Origin of the sequence: Pseudoalteromonas sp. SWYJ118 (assembly GCF_015864505.1) — a bacterium.
GTDB lineage: Bacteria > Pseudomonadota > Gammaproteobacteria > Enterobacterales > Alteromonadaceae > Pseudoalteromonas > Pseudoalteromonas arctica.
Genome location: NZ_JADYXC010000024.1, coordinates 22,217 through 36,070, shown reverse-complemented (window position 1 = coordinate 36,070; position 13,854 = coordinate 22,217). Strand labels below are relative to the sequence as shown.

13 protein-coding genes and 1 riboswitch are annotated in these 13,854 nt (G+C 38.6%); of the genes, 6 read left to right on the top strand and 7 right to left on the bottom strand.

Annotation, left to right across the window (positions count from 1 at the left end; all coding sequences use genetic code 11):
* The first annotated feature begins 187 nt into the window (after positions 1 to 187).
* Positions 188 to 670 carry a Dps family protein gene (locus tag I6F48_RS17965; protein ID WP_197119985.1) on the top strand — a complete coding sequence of 161 codons (483 nt, stop codon included), beginning with the start codon at positions 188 to 190 and terminating at the stop codon, positions 668 to 670.
* Positions 671 to 954: 284 nt separating this feature from the next.
* Here the strand turns inward: I6F48_RS17965 and I6F48_RS17960 are convergent, their stop codons facing one another.
* Complete coding sequence (locus tag I6F48_RS17960; protein ID WP_007579812.1) at positions 955 to 3,897, bottom strand: TonB-dependent receptor domain-containing protein; 2,943 nt, start codon at positions 3,895 to 3,897, stop codon at positions 955 to 957.
* A gap of 238 nt (positions 3,898 to 4,135) precedes the next feature.
* On the opposite strand from I6F48_RS17960, the gene I6F48_RS17955 reads away from it, so the two are divergent.
* Entirely contained in the window at positions 4,136 to 4,888 is a 753-nt protein-coding gene (locus I6F48_RS17955; protein WP_165741075.1) for a LytR/AlgR family response regulator transcription factor, read from the top strand.
* A gap of 22 nt (positions 4,889 to 4,910) precedes the next feature.
* Here I6F48_RS17955 and I6F48_RS17950 read toward each other — a convergent pair whose 3' ends face one another.
* From I6F48_RS17950 to I6F48_RS17935, 4 genes are all read right to left on the bottom strand, one after another.
* Complete coding sequence (locus I6F48_RS17950) at positions 4,911 to 5,309, bottom strand: hypothetical protein (RefSeq protein WP_007579808.1); 399 nt, start codon at positions 5,307 to 5,309, stop codon at positions 4,911 to 4,913.
* A 60-nt stretch (positions 5,310 to 5,369) separates the two neighbouring features.
* The gene (locus I6F48_RS17945) at positions 5,370 to 7,445 is read right to left on the bottom strand and encodes a S9 family peptidase (RefSeq protein ID WP_197119984.1); all 2,076 of its coding nucleotides are present in this window, start codon (positions 7,443 to 7,445) and stop codon (positions 5,370 to 5,372) included.
* 141 nt (positions 7,446 to 7,586) lie between these two features.
* The gene (locus I6F48_RS17940) at positions 7,587 to 8,150 is read right to left on the bottom strand and encodes a chitin-binding protein (RefSeq protein WP_197119983.1); all 564 of its coding nucleotides are present in this window, start codon (positions 8,148 to 8,150) and stop codon (positions 7,587 to 7,589) included.
* Between the two features lie 96 nt (positions 8,151 to 8,246).
* Positions 8,247 to 8,335, bottom strand: a riboswitch (cyclic di-GMP riboswitch).
* A gap of 88 nt (positions 8,336 to 8,423) precedes the next feature.
* Positions 8,424 to 9,080, bottom strand: a complete 657-nt coding sequence (locus tag I6F48_RS17935; RefSeq protein WP_197119982.1) for a cytochrome b/b6 domain-containing protein — start codon at positions 9,078 to 9,080, stop codon at positions 8,424 to 8,426.
* A gap of 107 nt (positions 9,081 to 9,187) precedes the next feature.
* Between I6F48_RS17935 and I6F48_RS17930 the strand changes: the two genes are divergently transcribed.
* The 3 genes from I6F48_RS17930 (at position 9,188) to I6F48_RS17920 (ending at position 10,758) form a co-directional block, all read left to right on the top strand.
* The gene (locus I6F48_RS17930) at positions 9,188 to 9,892 is read left to right on the top strand and encodes an AzlC family ABC transporter permease (RefSeq protein ID WP_024589490.1); all 705 of its coding nucleotides are present in this window, start codon (positions 9,188 to 9,190) and stop codon (positions 9,890 to 9,892) included.
* Positions 9,889 to 10,188 (top strand): AzlD domain-containing protein, encoded by a 300-nt coding sequence (locus I6F48_RS17925; RefSeq protein ID WP_004335020.1) that lies wholly within the window; start codon positions 9,889 to 9,891, stop codon positions 10,186 to 10,188. The genes I6F48_RS17930 and I6F48_RS17925 overlap by 4 nt, the downstream gene beginning before the upstream one ends.
* 72 nt (positions 10,189 to 10,260) lie before the next feature.
* Positions 10,261 to 10,758 carry a glutathione peroxidase gene (locus I6F48_RS17920; RefSeq protein WP_197119981.1) on the top strand — a complete coding sequence of 166 codons (498 nt, stop codon included), beginning with the start codon at positions 10,261 to 10,263 and terminating at the stop codon, positions 10,756 to 10,758.
* Positions 10,759 to 10,876: 118 nt separating this feature from the next.
* Here I6F48_RS17920 and I6F48_RS17915 read toward each other — a convergent pair whose 3' ends face one another.
* Entirely contained in the window at positions 10,877 to 11,062 is a 186-nt protein-coding gene (locus I6F48_RS17915) for a PA3496 family putative envelope integrity protein (RefSeq protein WP_007579801.1), read from the bottom strand.
* A gap of 388 nt (positions 11,063 to 11,450) precedes the next feature.
* On the opposite strand from I6F48_RS17915, the gene I6F48_RS17910 reads away from it, so the two are divergent.
* On the top strand, positions 11,451 to 12,245 hold the full coding sequence (locus I6F48_RS17910) for a YggN family protein (RefSeq protein WP_165729135.1): 795 nt from the start codon (positions 11,451 to 11,453) through the stop codon (positions 12,243 to 12,245).
* 76 nt (positions 12,246 to 12,321) lie between these two features.
* Here the strand turns inward: I6F48_RS17910 and I6F48_RS17905 are convergent, their stop codons facing one another.
* Positions 12,322 to 13,764, bottom strand: a complete 1,443-nt coding sequence (locus I6F48_RS17905) for an aminotransferase-like domain-containing protein (RefSeq protein WP_197119980.1) — start codon at positions 13,762 to 13,764, stop codon at positions 12,322 to 12,324.
* Positions 13,765 to 13,854: the final 90 nt, after the last annotated feature.

Here is a 13,854-nt window from a genome sequence, read left to right as displayed (position 1 = left end):
TTTTTGAGGGGTAGTATTTTTATTAATCAGTCCCATTTCTATTAATAGTCTAAAGTGAATACAGGTATCAAAAACAGCTAATAGGTTAAAACTATTAACTAGATATATTTAAACGATTTTACTAATTTATCGAAATTAGTAATACTTATCACAAGTTCACAAACAAACGGTTATTCAGGAGCAAGTTATGTCACATGTAAACGCAATTGGTCTAAACAGCGCAAAAAGCGCAAAAAGCGAAGACATCATAAAGTCACTCAATACATTATTGAGTAGCTACCAGATTCAATACATGAACGCGCGTGGCTTTCACTGGAATATTAAAGGCCGTAACTTTTTTGAACTACACGTTAAGTTTGAAGAAATTTATAACTTACTACTTCTAAAAGTAGATGAAGTTGCAGAACGTATTTTAACGTTAGATGGCGCACCTCTACATGCATTTTCTGATTACCTTGAAGTAAGTAAAATTAAAGAAGCTAAAGGTATTAGTGATGGCGTTACAGCCGTAGAAAACCTACTTGCTGGTTACAGCACATTAATTCACATGCAGCGTGATATTTTAAGCCAAGCTGGTGATGCAGACGATGAAGGTACAGCCTCACTAATGAGCGATTACATCTCAGAGCAAGAAAAATTGGTTTGGATGCTAAAGGCTTACTTAGACTAAACCAGCAAAAAAAAAGCCCTCAATGAAGAGGGCCACAAATAGGGATAAATCGTTAAATAATCAAGCGATTCGGTTACTATATTAGTCTCCCCCCAATACTAAACAACGCCCCTGTTACCAGTGGCGTTGTTTTTGGTTTAAGTGGGCACAATGCTCATATATTGGGATAAACAATGTATAAGCATTACTGCTCTTATTATTTTTTCCAATAAAAAAGCCCCAGCGATACTGAGGCTTTGTGAACGTAACTAATTAAGTAACTATATTAGTGTCGTTATTGTTGGTTAGAATTTACTTCTAAAACCTATGTAGAATGATTGACCAATTGGGTCGTACGTACCAGCATCAGTTTCAGTACCAGTACTTGAACCGCTCACACCCGATAAAATGCGTGGTGGCTCTTTATCAAATAAGTTACTTGCACCAGCGTAAAGCTCTGTTGAATCGCTGATATGGTAACTTGCTTGAACATCATGATACGTTACTGAACCAATCCCTACTCCACCTGGAGCAATACCAAAACCACTTAAGAATTGATCATCAAAGTCTGCAGCGCCAATGTAAGTTAAGCTCCAGTTAAAATCAAAGTCGTTAAGTTTATAACCAAAGTTCCAGTTAGCTTTATGCTCTGATGCACCAATTTCTCCAGCAAACTCATCTTTATCAGCGCCTGGAAGTGGGATGCTATAACCATCGATTAGGTAAGTATAAGCAAGGCGAGTTCTAAACGCACCAGGACCAATATCAGCAGAGTACGTTAGTGTTAAATCAACACCTTCTGTACCTAAACCACCACTGTTAGATACACCACTGTCGATAAATTCTAGTGAACCAGCACTATTATTACCTGATGGCGCACTACGACGAGTTACAAAGTCACAAAAGCTTGTATCGCCGCCGCCATAACATTGGTCAAGAATAAACTGACGAGGTGTTGATACGATTGCATCTGTAATTTCGATATCAAAGTAATCAAGCGTAATATCTAGTCCTGATATTAGGTTTTCTGGTGTAAATACTAAACCTACTGTTACAGAGTCACCAACTTCTTCTTTTAAATCTTGGTTACCACGGTTAAAGCCACTAATGCCTTGTAAGTCAGACTGGTTAAGCGTGAACTCACCATTTGAAGCGATATTAGTTGTAACACCACCATCTGTTCGACAAGCATCACCAGCAGCACCACCGCCACTATTAGTAACACCTAAACATGGATCGTTTAAGCCACTTGGGAAAGTTTGTGAAGGCGGAGAAAATAGTTCATCGATATTTGGAGCCCGTGTTGAACGAGCACGAGTAGCACGTAAACGTAAGCTATCCATTACTTCCCAATCAACACCCACATTCCAACTTTCAGTGCTACCTACAGTTGAATAATCAGATAAACGAACTGCTGCATTCATCGTTACAGAATCAAGCACTGGGATATTTGCTTCTACATAATACTCAGTTACATCAAACGAGCCTTCTGTTGCTGGGATTGCATTACCCGCATTAAGACCTGCTTGCTGTAGTGCATCAAATTCACTGCGTGAAAATTCTTCGCGGTATTCAAAACCAGCTGCAATACCTACCGTACCTGCTGGTAAATCAAATAAATCACCTGAAATATTACCACCAATGATTTCTTGCTCAACCGACGTTGAAAGCGAACTAGGTGCACTTACAAAATCAATAGCACCTTGCGATAACGAATTAAAACCATAAATGTCTACTGGTGCACAATTAAAGCCACGTGCTGTCGCATCGATACAGATAGCCTCATCAGTAATACCATCACCATCTAAATCTTGGCTATCGATCACAGCTTCTAAACCTTGACGGAAGCTTTGTACATTAACTAGACCGCCTGAAACTTGTTGCTCTTTTGTTTTACCGTATACATAGTAAGTATCGTAAAACCAACCATCGGCTATTTCACCTTGAAAACCAAGTGCTAAACGGAATGTATCACGCTCTGCTCGTGCTCCACGATTACCGATATCACTTAAACGTTTTGCAAAGAAGATATCTCGTGCGCCATCACCGTCGGTATCGGTTGCTGCGTTATATATATCGTCTGGAACAAACGCGTTACGTAAAAGCTCACCGTTTACATTAAATTCAATTGGTACCTGGCCATTTGCATAAATGTCGTCAGAGGCAAAAGGAAATGGCTCTAATTCAGAAACGGTTGTTGTTGCAGCGTAAGTGCCTTCATAAAAAAAGCTATGCTTGTCGCTTAACTCGTAGCTACCATTTGAGGCAAATAAGTAACGTTCTGTAGGTATTGCTATTGTACGTACACCGCTTCGGTTAAAACCATTTGCAGCTACGCCATCGCCGCCATTAGTACTAAATGAGTTTTGTAGGTTGTTTGCATCATTAAACGTAAATGTTTCATCTCCAGCGCTAAAACGACCTTGTGGTGGAAATGAAGATAAAAACGGGCTTACTGCATCAAATACAGAACCTGGATTTGCTACTGGATCATCTTCGAAGAAAATACCTGAAAATTGGTCTACCGCTGAGCGATCACGGTCACGTGAGAAAACAGCGCCTTGATCAGAGTAACCAAGGTGAAACATTGCGTGTCCTTTACCATCTGAGCTTGATAAGCCTGAGGTAAAGTTAAATTGGCGTGACTCATCATCACCTTCACTCGATTCACCGTACTGACCATCAAACTCAACGCCTTCAAAGTCATCTTTTAAAACAAAGTTAACTACACCAGCAACAGCGTCAGAGCCATAAACAGATGAAGCACCACCTGTCATAATTTCAACACGTTCAATAAATTGGCTCGGAATAGTGTTTAAATCGACAGCAGAGCTACCTGGTACACCTGATACATAACGACGACCGTTAACTAATACCAATGTACGGTTAGAACCTAAATTACGTAAATCAACAGTAGCAACACCTGCACTAGCTGTACTAAAGTTTGAGTTAGTACGACTGATTGCCGGTGAACCAAATGCTGGATTATCTAGTAGTAAATCTTGAATATTTAATGAACCAGATGCGTCGATTGCTGTGCTATCTACAACTTGAATAGGCGCTGATGACATCGCCTCAGCTGAACGAATGCGAGAGCCTGTAACTTGTACACGTTCTATTTTAGTAATTTCGTCATCTTCTGCAGCCACACCTTGAAATGAAATGCTTGCAAGTATCGCGCTGCTTAGCGCAACTGTTAACGACGATTTTTTAAATAATCGCGCGCTACCTTTGTTAGTTAATGTCATATAATTCCCCTGAATTGTTATTTTTGTAACTAAATAGTTACTTCGCGGATTACAGTAAGGGGATTTATTTAAACACTCTACGTACGTTATTTATTAGGCGTAATCTTTGGTATGAATAGCTAGTTTGATGGGATGAATCAGTACGTCACAATTATTTTATAAATATATTGTACTTTTCATAACAGTTTTTCCGCTAAGCACGGTCTTTATTATTATATACAGCAAGAGATATAAAATAATGGTCGCTTCTTTTCATGCATTAACTTTTGTTAGTAACACTAAGTTTGCAACATTTTTAACAAAGCGCGTGCAAGAGCACCGACACTTTGAATCTCAATCTTTTATTCAGGCAAACAGGTTAGATCAGATAGATACAGATCAATACAACGTACTGTTTTACGAACTAACTAATCTGGCTGACCCTATGCAAATAGTGCATTTAACGGAGCTCGCTAAAAAGCTTAAGTTAGTCATTATTGCCCAGTCGGGTCATTTTGCGAGTTTTGCTTTTGAAGTTGGCGCTGTTGATTTTTTAATAGTAGATTCAACTGCACCACGTATTGATAAATGCTTTGATAAACTGATTCACCTTTGCCCGATTGCAAGCGCGGCCGAGCGTAAATATCAACAAAGCACACAAACCGAAAAACCATCATCACATATCGTAGTTAAAGATGTAGGTAAGGTAAGGCTAATTGATATAAAAGATATTATTTGGATTAATGGTGCTGGCAATTATGTAGAGCTACATTTTACACAAGGTAGTACACCGGTATTACACCGCGAAACCATGAAAAATATTGAACAGCAGCTAGAGCCAGAAGGGTTTATTCGTATTCATCGCTCAACGCTGGTAAGAAAACAAGCTATCTGCGAACTGATGCCTACTGACAGTGGCGATTATAAAGTCAGACTTAAAAACGATATGTGCTTAAACCTTTCAAGGCGCTATAAAGGGTGTTTAGAGAGTATTATAAGCCCTCTTCAGTAGCGGTTTATAATACTCATATTAATTACCAGTTCTGTTTTATATAACTATCACTTGGATGCACTAATAAATAGCTTTCAGTATCTTTGTAAAAATTAACTTCTACATCGCTATTTTTCCATACTTTTTCAAACATGTTTTTAGCTATGATATTAATGTTTATATAGTCAACTCGTTGATAGCCACGTTCTTTTACACCCGCAAAATAGGCCTCTAACGAATCAAGACTATCTAAAGTTAACAGTTCAAACTCTTTTAAGTTAACAATCACAAACTTAATTGTATTTTCAGGGTGAGTGCTCAATTCTTGAATAACACCATTAGTTAATGATGTTATACCTTCATTGTTAAAGCTCCCCTTCAATTTTAAATACATATGAGGGGGCTGTGAACAAATCTGAAATTCGCCATGTGCTCCAAACATAAATTACCTTATATATATCAACTTCTATATATAGAGTAATACAATTTTCCGATTTTGCAGTTAATTTAACAGCGCAATAAAAAAGGCCATTTCGAGGGCTTTTTCTTCTAAGCTTTTAAAACGACCTGATGCACCGCCATGACCTGCATCCATATCGGTTTTAAATACTAAAATATTACTGTCTGTTTTAAGTTCACGCATTTTTGCAACCCACTTCATAGGCTCCCAATACTGCACTTGTGAGTCATGAAGACCAGTAGTAACGAGTATGTTCGGGTAGTTTTGTGCGCTAATATTGTCATAAGGCGAGTAAGCTTCTATCACATCATAAAATTGAGGCTCATTTGGATTACCCCATTCATCGTATTCATTTGTTGTGAGTGGAATACTTTCATCAAGCATTGTGGTTAATACGTCTAAAAATGGTACATGACAGCCAACACCGCAATATAACTCTGGTGCCTGGTTTACAACCGCCCCCATTAATAGGCCACCGGCACTGCCGCCTGAGGCAAACACCTTATTGCTATCACAATAACCTTGATCAACAAGCGCTTTTGTCACATCAATAAAGTCACTAAAGCTATTTTGTTTATGCTCTTTTTTACCTTGCTCATACCATTCGCGACCTAGCATTTCAGAGCCCCGAACATGCGCAATAACATAAACAAAGCCACGATCGAGTAAGCTCAGTGACGAACTAGAAAAGCTAGGATCAATCGTATAACCATAGGCGCCATAGCCGTATTGAAATAACGGATTTGTGCTATCTTTTTTAAAGCTGTCTTTTCGATAAACAACAGATACAGGTACTTTAACTCCGTCGCGAGCAGTTACCATTAATCGCTCTGACTGATAGTCATCGGCATTAAAACTACCTAGTACTTTTTGCTGTTTAAGCAGTGTTTTTTCGCCAGTTGCTAAATCAACATCATATAAAGAGCCTGGTGTTGTTAAACTTGAGTAATAAATACGCGCAGTCCGTGTGTCTGGCTCTGGGTTCATTGCTATTGCAGCATAATAACAAGGATCGGCAAACTCAAGTGCCATACGATTCCCTTGCCTATTAACAACTACGAATCGAGCTTGCCCTTGCTCGCGTTCACTCAATACTAAAAAGTCATTAAATAACTCTACACCTTCAAGCAGTACATTTTCTCTGTGAGCTGTATGCTCAAACCATTGTGTTTTATCAGCAATCGTTTCGTTTGTTGCTGTCATTAATCTAAAGTTTTTAGCTTGCCAGTTAGTCACAATATAAAATGTGTCACCTAGCTTATCTACGTCAAACTCGTGGCCATCTTCACGCGGCATTAATGCTTTAAATTCGTCAGTGGGCTTATTAGCATCAAGCACCCATGTATCGTTGGTCTCTGTCGATGCTAAATCAATAATAATTAAGCCTTCGTCGCGGCTTTTACCAAGCCCCATAAAAAAGCTGCTGTCTTGCTCTTCGTAAACCATTACATCTTGGCTTTGCTCGCTACCAAGCTCATGCCTAAATACTTGGTATCCTAATAACGTTTTTAAATCTTTTTTTACATAAAAAACTGTTTTGTTATCGTTCGCCCAAACAACTTGTCCTTCTGTATTTTCAAGTACGTCGGGTAGCATTTCATCTGCCGCTAAGCTTTTAAAGCGAACATTATAAATACGACGGCCTTCAGTATCTTCAGAGTAAGCCATAAGCTGCTCGCATGGGCTTAGTGCGACTTCTCCTAGCTCAAAAAACTCAAATCCCTCAGCTAATATATTCACATCGAGTAAAAGCTCTTTATTATCAGCCTTTATGCTCGTGCTTCTATAATGGCGAGAGTACTCATCATCACCACGAACTTCTGAGTGATACCAGTATTTCCCGTCTTTAACGGGTACCGAGTTATCGTCTTTTACAATGCGTGCTTTTAACTCTTCAAAAAGTGTATTTTGGAGTGGCTTCATTGCAGCTAACTGTTCATCGCAATATGCATTTTCAGCATGTAAATGTGCAAGTACTTGCTCATCCTGACGATCGTCATCACGCATCCAATAGTAATTATCAGTGCGTATTTTATTATGAGTACTTAATGTATGGGCTTGCTGTTTAGCAATCGGGAAATTAGGTAATAAACTTAAAGAGTAGTCAGGACGAGACACAACAAAACCAATTAAAAAAATAATGTGATTTGCAGTTTATCATAAAAATAAAAAAGCCCATCCAATAGTTGGATGGGCTAAAACGGTAAACGCTTCATTACTAAAACAGCTATACCTTTGGGAAGATAATTCACTTAAGCCTTATATTTGCTGCCAAGCCATAGCCCAACTTTGTCCAACACCGGGCTCGAACATAAACTTTTTATCGTCACTCGCGCGGCAAAACTCATTAAATGGCCAAGGCTTACATTGATAAACATGCCCTGTTTTTGGCTGCAATACCTTTGTACCCGCATTATAGTTTTCACAATTTTCAGGGTACACGTAATCATAAGTATCAAGGTTATTAACAACACGCTCATCGCATTTTGCAATACAATGAAAATCGACATGCGCTTTACATATCCCACTGCTTTGCAAAGCAAAAATTTCATTGTTTCTATAGGCAACAATTAAACCTTGTTCGGTCATTTTACCTGCGCTAACAAGGGGTACATGCACGTTAATATGCTCGGCAACTAAACGTGGCCATGCGTGAGGTTCACCTTGTTCAAGCGAGGTGATTTTGTAATCAAATGATAAACTAACTAGCTCTCCTTGCATGTCATAAAAGGTTACACTCACCACATCGCCAATAAACAATTGGGTATGATGATTTAAGCAACCTATTGTTGACCACTTTCCACAGGCCAACGACGTATGCATAAACACGGCAACACCTTAAGAGTTACAAAATCTTATCCATACACTATGGATACACAAAAAATACACTGAGGGCAAGTGATACATAACAACACGTTATGCAGTAGTCCCGCTACCATAGCTTTATAAAAAGCCTTAGACCGGAAACTTTGCGCCCTAATCTTTCGATTAGTTTGCCAGCAATACGGCGATTATAATTCGGCTCCGCATAACAATCAAACAAAAGGATGTAACCAAAAATAAAAACCAACCCTTTAAGATTGGTTTAATGTGTTTTTAACTAAATAAATAAGTTAAAGGTTCTTTTGCCCACGTAAATATCAGCAACACCAATAAAGATATAAATATTAGCCACGCAGGCCAAGACGCTTTTGTTACTTTAGCCTCAGAGTCATCCGCTTTTAACTCTTTTGAGCCTGTGATCATCGCCTTAACTAGCGGCTTACCTTTTATTCTATAAACAATAATAGCTAATACATGTAAACCAATAGCATAAAGTAAAATGTCAAAATTCAGCTCATGTAGCCAATTTGCAAAATCAATCGTATCGCTAGACACATATTGAGCAAGCGGGCCGTCAGTTAAAATGCCATCACTACTCATTAACCCGGTAATAAGCTGCGTAATTATAATTATAAAAAATACCATTACCATACAACTGCCAGGTACTGAATGACCTAGCGAGTCGCTTGGTGTCTTTAGTGCCTTTAAAATAGCACGAGGAGAGTGCAGCAACCCACTTAATCTCGCGGTTTTACTTCCGATAATACCCCATATTAAACGCGTTACGATGAGTGCTAAAGTAAAGAACCCAGCAACAAAATGAAGCTCAATCATGCCCTCTTCAATACTAAAATAAAGCACCGCAATACTTACAACCAAAAACCAATGAAAGCATCTAATAAACCCATCCCACACTTTTAACGTCGTCATTGCGCCTATCCTTAAAAAAACAGTATTATCTAATTCGTTAACTACTTTAACATCATAATATTAAGGTATCCTTATGAGCCATTCTACAAGCCGTGCGAGTAAATATCATGCAACCAGTTAAAAAAGCTATTTTAAAAGGCTTTTTAGATATGCTACCACTGTGTTTAGCTGTTGTTCCTTGGGGCATTTTATGTGGTTCTTTAGCGATTCAAAATGGCTTTAGTGCACTAGAAACCCAAGCAATGTCGTTATTAGTCTTTGCAGGCTCTGCACAGCTTGTTGCGATTGAACTTATGGCGGGCAACACACCATTGCTCACAATTTTATTCACAACATTTATTATTAGCTCTCGGCACTTTTTATACGGTTTAGCTGTGCGTCATAAGGTAATTGACCAACCTATGCGTTGGCGCTTACCAGTAAGTTTTGTATTAACCGATGAGCTATTTGCATTTTCTCACCATAGAAAAGCGTACAGAACAAAAACACGTTTAATATACGCATTGAGCGCTGGTTTTAGCTTTTATATTGCATGGAATATTTGGACGTTAATTGGCATTGTAGCAGGCACAATGCTGCCCGACTTAACTAATTTAGGGCTCGACTTTGCCATTGCTGCCACGTTTATAGCTTTGGTTATTCCGGGCATTAAAAACCTAGCCTCACTCGTTACGGTAATTGTAGCAGGCATTAGCGCAACGCTTTTAAAAAGCACAGGATTTGAGTTATGGCTTGTTTGCTCAGCGCTGCTGGCAATGGCCGCAGGTTACAGCACAGCAAGACTAACCACTAAAAAGGAAGTAACGCCATGATGACGACTATTTTACTCATGGCGTGCATTACATTTTTTACGCGTTATTTGTTTTTACACCGTGCTTTACCGTTTAAAGTAGGCCCTAAAATGCAGCAATTTTTAAGCTTTAGCGCACCTGCAGTGCTTACAGCAATTTGGGTGCCTATCGTGTTTTTGAATGAAGATGGCATTAACTTAAACTGGCAAAACCCTTATTTAAGCGCAGCAATAGTCGCCATTATTGTTGCCTACAAAACACATAATATTTATTACACTACGCTTGCCGGTATGGGGCTATTTCTAATTTTAAATTAGTGCGATCTTTATACTTTATGAAATACTGCACTCAGGTTAAAATGCGGCTAACAAAAATAAAAAGACGCCAATATGCACGAATTTCATCAGCTAAGCGCAACAAGCTTACAGGGTCAGCCTATCAACTTTAATGATTTTGAAGGGAAGGTTGTGCTTATTGTTAATACCGCAAGTAAATGTGGATTTACCTACCAATACGAGTCACTGCAAGCTTTGCACAATAAGTATGCCAGCCAAGGTTTAGTTATTCTGGGATTTCCGTGCAATCAATTTGGTCAGCAAGAACCCGGCGACGCAACACAAATAGAGCAAGGGTGCTTAATTAATTTTGGTGTGAGCTTTTTAATGGCGGCCAAAGTAGATGTAAACGGTGAGCATGCACATCCTGTATTTCGTCACTTGAAATCGGCTTTACCTGGTTTTTTAACACGTAAAATAAAGTGGAATTTTACTAAATTTTTAATTGCCGCAGATGGTACACCAATTAAACGTTATGCACCTTTTATTAAACCCGAAAAGCTAGAACTTACAATTCAAAAAGCATTAGCACAGGCTAAAAGTACGCTTTAAAAAGTAATAAAGAGGCGCAAGGCCTCTTTATTGCCAATACTATTGAAACTTAAACATACGCATAACTGCACATTTAAACTCTCAATATTAATTGGTATTTTATTTATACTAGTGAAATTTAATCGGTGTAATCGCTTAAATCGTCTTCGCCTAGATTTTTACGCAAGCGTTTTTGCTCAAGGTAGTCTTCCAACTTCTTTTTAACCTTTTGCTTGTTCTTATCGTGTTGATTACGTCCGAGCATTTCGTACTCGTCTTCAACAAAATCGTCATCTAGCGCATCGTAACTAAATGTCTTACCCACAACCCACTCCATAAAGTGTTTGAGACCAACCAAGGATTTTATTATCGCAATAGCCGGTAAAATTAAAAATGTTTAATGCCAAAATGCACTGCAAATTAACATCAAAATAAAGCCACGCGACTACTGTAAATAGTCTTCATGTCAGTAATGTGAATAAATAGCGCTAAATTTGAATTGAGGAAAGTGAGAGTTTTTTATCGTATCGATAAATAAAATTTATTAATTTTTATTAGTTAGCCAATTTGACTAAAAAATAGTTATTTATTAATTATTTTGACTTGCTAAAAAACAAAGAAAAACACTTAATCAATTGTTTTTTATAGAAAAATAAAACTGGCATCAAACTTGTTATTAATTAATCGTCATCAACAAAAAGTAGAGAACAAACATGAAAAAATTACTATTAGTTAGCGCATTAATTTGTACGCCAGCCGCTATGGCTCATAACGACAACGATTCTGCAATTTCATTTAGTAATGATGAATGTAACGTCGAATTTAAAAATGATGTACGTATTAAACCAAACGAATTGGAAATTTTTACTGCCAATAATAAAACTATGCAATTTAATACCCATGGTGACTTAACCGTAAATGGCGAGCTTGTAGCGCTTAATAGCTCACAACGCGAAGCACTGAATAAGTACTCTGACAGCTTACGCACTCAATTACCTGAAGTAGCTAATATAGCGTTAGAGGGTGTTAAAATTGCCGGTGTGGCATTAGAAGAAGTAGGCAATGCATTTAATATTGACGGTCTTGATAATATGTCTGAGCTTATGGACGACATTAAAATTGAGGTAGAAAATACATTTTACCAGCAAGGTACATTTGTAATGGGCCAACAAAGTTTTAATCAATTTGGCGAAAACTTTGAACAACAATTTGAGCAGCAGATAGAAACAGCGGTTGAATCAGCAGTAATGCAATCAATGGGCAGTATTTTAGTGGCTTTAGGTTCTGAGTTACTTGGTTCAGGCGGCGATATGGATGCCTTTGAACAACGCATGGAAAATATGGGTGCACAAATAGAAGAAAAAGTAGAGCTACATGCAAGCGCACTTGAAGAGAGAGCTAACTCTTTATGTGAAAACTTTGCTGATATTGCAAAACAAGAAGAGCAATTAGTAATGCAAGTGCCAGAACTTAAAGGTTACCAGTTATTTAGCTTTAAACTCAATTAATACAGCAAACGTTATTTAACATCCCTTTGGCAGCACTTAAGTTTACTTAAATGCTGCTTTTTTGTGTTTCACGAACTTACTTTTTAGCTAATAAAGTAAGCTTACCCAGAGTAATAATTGCTTGCTCTATCTGCTCGCTCCACTGCACACCATAACTTAATCTTACACAGCTTTTATATTTATTAGAGGCTGAAAAAATAAGCCCCGGGGTTATGCTAATACCCACTTCAAGCGCAAGTAAAAATAACTTTTGGCTATCGTATTCGCCTCCTAAATCAAGCCACATTACGCAGCCTCCCTTAGGGTCGCTTATACGTGTATTTTTTGGCATAGCTTGTTGTAAACACCATCGCATACGCTCTTTGTTATCGCGCAGGCGCTGCCTGAGTACCTTTAAGTTACGGTCGTACTCGCCGCTGGCAATAAATTCTGATAACGCCCATTGGTTTATTAACGAAGCGGAGCAACTTAGTGCTCGTTTATATCGCCGCGCTTGTGTTGCAAATTTACCGGCAACTAACCAACCTACACGATAGCTCGGCGCTGCCGTTTTAGAAAAAGATGAGCAACTGATCACTAATCCTTTTTTAGAATACGCTAAAGCAGGAGTGCCTCGTTTTGCCGTAAAGTATAAATCGCCGTATACGTCATCTTCAATAAGCACTACGTCGTGGCTTTCAAGTAGTTCCACCAGCTGCTGTCTGTTTGTATCAGGCATAAAACTGCCCACGGGGTTACTAATAGCAGTTGAGAATAAACAGGCTTTTATATCATGCTCGTTTAAAGCACGTTCTAAATCGTTTAGCCAAATGCCGTTATCTGGACACAGTGGTATTTCGAGCGCTTTGAGGCCTAAGCTCTCTATTAGCTCTATAATACCGTGATAACAGGGCGTTTCTATGGCCACTATATCGCCTGGCTTTGTTACACATTTAAGCGCAATAGCCATGGCTTCCTGTGCACCATTGGTGATCACAAGCTCGTCCATATCAATACCAATGCCAAAATCTAGATAGCGATGCACTAGTTGCTTTTTTAGCGGTACAAATCCATCTGTTGGCCCATAGTTAATGGCTTTACTGCCGGCAATTGTCATTACGCGGCGCATATTTCTGGCGAGTGCTTTATCGGTAGGTGCAGCGGCTATCGGGTTAGCGATACCAAAAGGGACTACGTTAGCTTGATGAATGGCGCTGTATACCTGCTCTATTAAGGCTTGTTTATTTACCACAACAGGCTCTCGACTTAACTTAACTCGCTTAGGTAAGTTATGCGCGGCGTTAACCGCTTTTAAAAAGTAGCCTGATTTTTCGCGTGCCTCTACTAGCCCTTGATCCTCAAGTGCTTGATACGCTTGTTTTACAGTGGGAATACTTATATTTAAGTTATCTGCCATTTTACGCAGTGATGGAAGTTTTTCGCCGGGGAGTAAAACTTGTTGAGCACTCATATCTCTAATTAACTGAATAACTTGTTGATATAAAAACTCATGCCCTTGGCTATTTTTTTGTCTTATCATCACACACCGAATCTGTATAGGTTACATTTTTACTTTTCTGTATATGGTAAGTATACAGATAGGTCTTAAAATAGCCATTCAATCGGGCTT

Excerpts from the sequence above, each read along its gene's own strand:
- I6F48_RS17930 (WP_024589490.1), top strand. The coding sequence starts at position 9,188 with ATGCAACCAGTTAAAAAAGCTATTTTAAAAGGCTTTTTAGATATGCTA.
- I6F48_RS17920 (WP_197119981.1), top strand. The coding sequence starts at position 10,261 with ATGCACGAATTTCATCAGCTAAGCGCAACAAGCTTACAGGGTCAGCCT.
- I6F48_RS17965 (WP_197119985.1), top strand. The coding sequence starts at position 188 with ATGTCACATGTAAACGCAATTGGTCTAAACAGCGCAAAAAGCGCAAAA.
- I6F48_RS17910 (WP_165729135.1), top strand. The coding sequence starts at position 11,451 with ATGAAAAAATTACTATTAGTTAGCGCATTAATTTGTACGCCAGCCGCT.
- I6F48_RS17905 (WP_197119980.1), bottom strand. The coding sequence starts at position 13,764 with ATGATAAGACAAAAAAATAGCCAAGGGCATGAGTTTTTATATCAACAA.
- I6F48_RS17955 (WP_165741075.1), top strand. The coding sequence starts at position 4,136 with ATGGTCGCTTCTTTTCATGCATTAACTTTTGTTAGTAACACTAAGTTT.
- I6F48_RS17935 (WP_197119982.1), bottom strand. The coding sequence starts at position 9,080 with ATGACGACGTTAAAAGTGTGGGATGGGTTTATTAGATGCTTTCATTGG.
- I6F48_RS17950 (WP_007579808.1), bottom strand. The coding sequence starts at position 5,309 with ATGTTTGGAGCACATGGCGAATTTCAGATTTGTTCACAGCCCCCTCAT.
- I6F48_RS17925 (WP_004335020.1), top strand. The coding sequence starts at position 9,889 with ATGATGACGACTATTTTACTCATGGCGTGCATTACATTTTTTACGCGT.
- I6F48_RS17960 (WP_007579812.1), bottom strand. The coding sequence starts at position 3,897 with ATGACATTAACTAACAAAGGTAGCGCGCGATTATTTAAAAAATCGTCG.
- I6F48_RS17940 (WP_197119983.1), bottom strand. The coding sequence starts at position 8,150 with ATGCATACGTCGTTGGCCTGTGGAAAGTGGTCAACAATAGGTTGCTTA.